Below are 5,143 nucleotides of genomic sequence, written 5' to 3'. Positions count from 1 at the left end.
TCAGTCTGTAGAGCGACCATAAGACCAGAACAGAGTAAATCTGTTAAGGCAGGTGCGGAACCCCGCAAGGGAAAGAAGCAGAAACCTAAATCGTGAGGTTTGGGAATCACCGTCCGTTTACGGCGGTGAGGATGTCAATCTAAACAAAAGTAATGCCACTGAGGACAAAATAGACATCCATACTTGTAGTATAGGCAGGATGTATTTACATTGTCAATACTTTATTAACACACCCTACGAGGCTCTAGGCTTATTGACAGATAAAAATCAATTCAGGGTAATTTTAGGCTAATCTGCGACTTACCGACTTATAATAAAAATGTTCTTGCCAAAGAAGCTGTAGCTAACTGCTTATAGCGGTTCTCGCATCTGCGAGGCACAGTTTAACCTTTGCTGATTAAGCTTTTCAGAATCGATAATGTACCTCTTGTGAACAGGAAACGCTATAACTGAATCTGCTAGGATGCTATCACAGAATAGAAGACTACATCTATTAATTGCTGAGGCAGAACTAAGTTTAACCGCTCTTTTTTTACTACTTCTATCGCTTTGGGTCCAAAAAATTAGGCATTTTCGGTTTACCATAGTCAAAGTGTACTTTCTAGGCCGATGACTTTGACTAAAAACCCCGTGATCAGAAACCGTCGTTTTTCCCCGCGCAATCTCTTTGAGACTTGCATGGCCCTATTGGTGTTATGCAATTATATTCTGGTTATTTTCGATTTAACCTATATTCCCCTGCGAGATTTTTGGTTACAGGGACGCTTGCAAATAACTTTATTAAGATTTAATGAACCAATAAAACTCGGACCGATTGCCTTTCAAGAATTACAAATACCTCCCGATAAACCCCTAGAAATTCCCTTTGTTAAAGGAATCGCTAAGTATGATGTGGTGAAAGGGATTAAACCCTATCGCAGTACCAGGGAATATTTAGATACGGTTAATAAACTTAATGAACTAATTAATCAAAAGCTTTTTAACCCAGAGTTTAATTTGCAAGAATATCGCCAAGAGATTGAGAAAATTTTAGACAATTTGCGCCAAAAAAGTATCAATTTGGTCGATAATAATCCCTTTGCCTTGGCGGAGAAAACTGGGACCTTAGAGAAGATTAAAAATAAAATGCGGTTGCGGGTTTTTAAAACAGAAAATGTTTCCGCAAAAGCAGCCTTTCAGAAGTTTTGGAGTTGGGATTATCTCAGTCAAAATGGCTGGGAAAAAGAGTTGAAGTTTTTTAATCAAGAAATTCAACCTTTAATAGAAACTAATTATTTTCGTCCCCTAGGAGAAGATGGGAGACCGATAGATAACTTTGAGGCGATCGATTTTTTATTTGGTACCATCTTTTTCTGGGAATTTATGCTGAGAACTTGGTGGATTGCTCGCACTCATAAAGGCCTGCGTTGGCGCGAGGCTATGTTATGGCGATGGTACGATATTTTTCTGTTTATTCCTATCTGGAGATGGCTGCGATTTATTCCTACCGTTATTCGCCTAGATCAAGTTAAAATTATTAACTTAAGACTGATTAAAGAACAGGCAGTTAAAGGCCTAGTTGCGCTAATTTCTAAAGATGTTACTGAGATAATTGTCCTGAGAATCATTAATAAAATTCAGGAATATATTCGACGGGGACAAGTGGAGAAATTTCTTGATAGCTCTCTCAATGGCGGCTATAATAATCTCAATGATACTAATGAAGTTATCGAAATTTTTCGGTTAGTAGTTAATAGTACTGTTGACAAGGTTTTACCGCAAGTTAAACCAGAAGCGGAAGCTTTAATTAAATACAATATCGAGAAAATTCTCAGTCAAACTCCCGCTTATCAAAGCTTATTGCGATTACCCGGCATGAAAGGTTTAAAAACTGACTTGAGCAATCGTCTATCTAGTCAATTGTATCAATCTTTTGTTAACATAGCGGAAAAGATTACCCAGGAAGACGAAGTTTTTGAGCGTTTAGTTCAGCAATTAGTCCAGCGTTTCGGGCAATCTCTCGCTGGGGAATTACAATCCCGTCACAGTTTAGAAAGAATCGAGATGTTATTAATTATCTTCCTAGAAGAAGTGAAATTAAACTATGTACAAGAATTCTCGGATGAAGACTTAGAAACTATCCTTGAACAAACTCGCTTACTCAACTCTAAAAGTGCAGAAATTACCCCAGTAGAAAACATGAATCCCCGTCGTCTTCCCTAAAAATTAGTGATCATTGATTAGGTAATACTAAATCCGTTAAGTATAGGCTACTTATAAGTATAGGCACTCATGCAAAAGGTGGAATAAATAATCAGTCTTTAATAACCAGATTTAGTATAATATTGCTTGACATTTTGATCACTTTTGTACTAAAATATCCGATGAAAAATCCCTTACTCAATTAATCTAATTATCTACTCCCATGTTAACAAAAATTATTCTTGGTTTACTTTGGTTATGCTTCGGATTATACGCTTTTTTACTAGCACCCCCCGATCAACCAGATACAATAAATTTAATTATCAATCTTTCCACTGGCAAATGGCAAGATATCAACCCGTTAATTATCGCTCTTTTTAACCTGATGGGAGTTTGGCCACTTATCTACACTAGCCTTTTAATTATCGATGGTCGTGACCAAAAAATCATCGCTTGGCCCTTTGCTTTTGCCTCCTTTGCTGTGGGTGCTTTCGCTATTTTACCCTATCTAACTCTCCGTCAACCTAACAGCAATTTTACCGGTAAAAAAAATCTGGTCATTAAACTTTTAGACTCACCTTGGTTGGGAGTAATTGCCCTAATTACTGCGGCAATTTTAATCGCTTACGGATTAATTAACGGCAATTGGTCTGATTTTTGGCATCAGTGGCAAACTAGCCGTTTTATTCATGTTATGAGTTTAGATTTCTGTCTTTTAACCCTATTATGTCCAATTTTGCTGCAAGATGATCTAACCCGACGGGGATTAAAAAATCCTTTGCTGTTGCCGGTAATTTCCCTATTGCCTCTAATCGGTCCAGCAATTTATTTAATTATTCGTCCTCGCTTAGGGGAGAATTAGGGGTAAGGTGAAACTCAGCCTAGTTATCAGTTGTTTTTTAACTATTTCTTGACGAGAGAAGTTCATATTTAACAGAAATTATGCTGAGGTTCCCCTAAAATACGAGTCAAGAGATTAATGTCCAGATTAGAAGGAGTGTTTAACCTTGTTAGAGAGTCAAAAACCACCTCGGATTTACTGCTTTCAAGCTGATTATCTTGCCTCCCAACAATTTAACCCCCAAGAGATTCCCGCTTGGTTATCCTTAGAGGTAAACTGGCAGGGTTATAGAATTCACACCCTACCCTGGGTAGCAGACGTAGCTAGGGTATTAGGATTATTAGCGATCGAAGATACCCCCCAAGGGTGGCAAGATTATTTAGAAAGCTTGGGATTAGCCAAAATTAGGTTAATGGACAGCGAGGAGTTTTTTGAGGATAAATCTTTATCGGGATGTTAAAAATGCCCTATAATTGGCAATTTAGTGATGATTCTACCGGTCAATTTATGCCCTATAAACTACTTTTCGTCTGTTTAGGAAATATCTGTCGTTCTCCCGCTGCCGAGAATATCATGAATTATCTGATTGAACAAGAAGGATTAAGCAATAAAATCCTCTGTGATTCTGCGGGGACTGCCGGTTATCATATCGGTTCTCCTCCCGATTCTCGCATGAATACGGCGGCCAAAAAACGAGGTATTACTCTGCAAGGGACAGCTAGACAATTTACCCGCGAGGATTTCGAGAATTTTGATCTAATCTTAGCCATGGATAAAGCCAATTATCAAGATATTTTATCCCTAGATCGGACAGTAAAATATCAAGAAAAGGTCAAGTTAATGTGTGACTATGCCCGTTATCACCCAGAAAAAGAAGTTCCCGATCCCTACTACGGTGGTCGTGAAGGTTTTGACCGCGTAATCGAGCTACTTTTAGACTCCTGTGGCAGTCTTTTGGAGGACGTAAAAAGCAAAATTTAAGTTTTTTATTTCAGCTAATCGATTAATCTATGTTCGAGGGAAAAACGAACCAATTCGGCGCGATTGTTAGTAGTTGTTTTCCTGAGTAAACTACTAACATATTTCTCGATCGTGCGAGAACTAAGATGCAGTTTTTGCCCAATTTCACTATTAGAAAGTCCCCGGGCTAAATGTTCTAACACTTCCCGCTCGCGATTCGTTAACTTAAAATCGTCCTGTAAAGAAGAAGTTAAAACAGCGGTAGTTTTGGGGCTTTCTTCCGGTTTTAATTTCTGATATTGACGTTCACTTTGCACCATTTGCGATCGCTCTAAAAGATTGCGAATAACTGCTTTTAATTCCTCCATCTCAAAAGGTTTAGGAAGATAGATATCACAACCCACTTGATAACCGCGGATTCTTTCCTCTGTTGACCCTCTTTCGGTTAAAAAAATTACTGGTAATAACCTAAATTCTGGCTGTTGCCGCACCTTAGTCACCAAAGAATAACCGTCTAAACGGGGCATTTTGATATCCGATACCAAAAGATGGGGATGATAGGTATCCAATAAATTCAAAGCTTCCAAACCATTACTCGCCGCCACCACACTATAACCTGCTAATTCTAAATAGTCTTTGACCGCTAAGCGGATACCGGGGTCATCATCGGCAATTAGAATCAAAAGAGGCATAGAAATTAACAGGACAAGGTTTTTTCAGTATTGATAGCCTAGCACCCTCCGCTCGTCACAATTGTCCATCAAGCTACAGAGGCCGTTGTAACTGATATTATACTAGCAGTTAGCAATCAGTCTTTTCAGTAATCAGTAATCAGTAATCAGTGATCAGATGTGATTTTTCAGCTTTTTTCGCCCCATCTCCGGCGCTCCCCGCTCCCCCACTCCCTGCTCCCCACTCCCCCAACCCCTTTTTTACTTTTTACTTTGAAGATCATTTTTTAGTTAGGGTTTGCTGAATAAATCTAAAAACCTTATCCAACAAGGTTTTTAGACTTTTTTTCCCTCAAAAAGTGCCGCCCCTTGGAGTGATTGGGGGGAAAATTCCGGGACTTTTTCCCTGAAAATTAGGTAATTGACCACCTGAAAATGGGTAAAACCCCACACCCCACACCCCAACCCCCAACCCCCAACCCCCAACCCC

Annotated in this window: 5 protein-coding genes; 4 read left to right on the top strand and 1 reads right to left on the bottom strand. The window is 39.1% G+C overall.

Translation table 11 applies throughout. From position 1 onward, the window contains the following. Positions 1-609 precede the first annotated feature (609 nt). The 4 genes from IM322_RS22925 to IM322_RS22910 all read left to right on the top strand — a co-directional run bounded on the left by IM322_RS22925 (position 610) and on the right by IM322_RS22910 (position 4,003). Positions 610-2,202, top strand: coding sequence for a hypothetical protein (locus IM322_RS22925; RefSeq protein ID WP_287676468.1), 1,593 nt, complete (start codon positions 610-612; stop codon positions 2,200-2,202). Between the two features lie 202 nt (positions 2,203-2,404). Beyond that, positions 2,405-3,043 (top strand): DUF2834 domain-containing protein, encoded by a 639-nt coding sequence (locus tag IM322_RS22920; protein WP_287676467.1) that lies wholly within the window; start codon positions 2,405-2,407, stop codon positions 3,041-3,043. Positions 3,044-3,188: 145 nt separating this feature from the next. Beyond that, positions 3,189-3,482 (top strand): hypothetical protein, encoded by a 294-nt coding sequence (locus IM322_RS22915; protein ID WP_002733401.1) that lies wholly within the window; start codon positions 3,189-3,191, stop codon positions 3,480-3,482. Positions 3,483-3,484: 2 nt separating this feature from the next. Further along, positions 3,485-4,003 (top strand): low molecular weight protein-tyrosine-phosphatase, encoded by a 519-nt coding sequence (locus IM322_RS22910; RefSeq protein WP_287676466.1) that lies wholly within the window; start codon positions 3,485-3,487, stop codon positions 4,001-4,003. Between the two features lie 14 nt (positions 4,004-4,017). Here the strand turns inward: IM322_RS22910 and IM322_RS22905 are convergent, their stop codons facing one another. Continuing rightward, the gene (locus tag IM322_RS22905; protein WP_002767071.1) at positions 4,018-4,674 is read right to left on the bottom strand and encodes a response regulator transcription factor; all 657 of its coding nucleotides are present in this window, start codon (positions 4,672-4,674) and stop codon (positions 4,018-4,020) included. Positions 4,675-5,143 lie beyond the last annotated feature (469 nt).

It is taken from the genome of Microcystis sp. M109S1 (assembly GCF_020247025.1).
Lineage (GTDB): Bacteria > Cyanobacteriota > Cyanobacteriia > Cyanobacteriales > Microcystaceae > Microcystis.
The sequence above is the reverse complement of the archived record's forward strand: the minus strand, read 5'-3'. Positions and strand labels throughout refer to the sequence as shown.

Excerpts from the sequence above, each read along its gene's own strand:
- IM322_RS22925 (WP_287676468.1), top strand. The coding sequence starts at position 610 with ATGACTTTGACTAAAAACCCCGTGATCAGAAACCGTCGTTTTTCCCCG.
- IM322_RS22920 (WP_287676467.1), top strand. The coding sequence starts at position 2,405 with ATGTTAACAAAAATTATTCTTGGTTTACTTTGGTTATGCTTCGGATTA.
- IM322_RS22910 (WP_287676466.1), top strand. The coding sequence starts at position 3,485 with ATGCCCTATAATTGGCAATTTAGTGATGATTCTACCGGTCAATTTATG.
- IM322_RS22905 (WP_002767071.1), bottom strand. The coding sequence starts at position 4,674 with ATGCCTCTTTTGATTCTAATTGCCGATGATGACCCCGGTATCCGCTTA.